Annotated in this window: 1 protein-coding gene and 1 pseudogene; both read left to right on the forward strand. The window is 74.7% G+C overall.

The features are described 5' to 3' along the window. On the forward strand, positions 1-319 hold a 319-nt coding region (locus tag ADK55_RS18150), incomplete at its 5' end, for a hemerythrin domain-containing protein (protein WP_199826558.1). Between the two features lie 158 nt (positions 320-477). Further along, positions 478-676, forward strand: a pseudogene (locus tag ADK55_RS18155) (hypothetical protein); the annotation flags it as partial.

Here is a 676-nt window from a genome sequence, read left to right on the forward strand (position 1 = left end):
GTGCCTGGCCTTCTGCCAGTCCCTGGAGTTCCACCACACCACCGAGGACGCGCACCTGTTCCCGGGGATGGCCGCCCACCACCCCGGCCTGTCCCACGTGTTCGACCGGCTCCGCGAGGAGCACCGCACGGTCGCACGTCTCCAAGGCGCGCTGGTCGCCCTGTTGGGCGATCTCGCCCTCGCCGAACCGGAGCGCTTCCGCCGCGAGCTGCGACGGATGTCGGACGCCCTGAACGCGCACCTCGACCACGAAGAGGAGGTGCTGCTCCCGCTGTTGGCCGACGTCCCCTGGCCACCGGGGCCGCCCGGCGGAGCCTGACGGCGGGCCCCGGAACCGGCGGACGCGGAACCCCTCACGGCACACGCGGAAAAGTTTTTCGGAAACGGCGGCAACCTCCGCGACGGTCGCGCGTCGTGCGGGGGTGAAGGGCGTGGTTCCGCGTCCTCGTCCCGACCGCACGACCGTGGAGTACCACCGTGAAGAACCTGAAGCGCGTCACCCTGTCCGCCCGCCGGGCGGCGACCGTCACCGCGGTCGCCGCCGGGGTGGCCGTCGCCCTGGGCGGCCCGGCCTTCGCCGCGCAGGGCGGGTCGAGTGCCCCCCCGGCGCCCGCCGTCAGCGCGATACCGTCCGCCTCGCCGACCGCCCCGACGAGCGCCAGGCCCACCCCCAGGC

The sequence above is a fragment of the Streptomyces sp. WM4235 genome (genome assembly GCF_001279725.1).
In the GTDB taxonomy this organism is placed as follows: domain Bacteria; phylum Actinomycetota; class Actinomycetes; order Streptomycetales; family Streptomycetaceae; genus Streptomyces.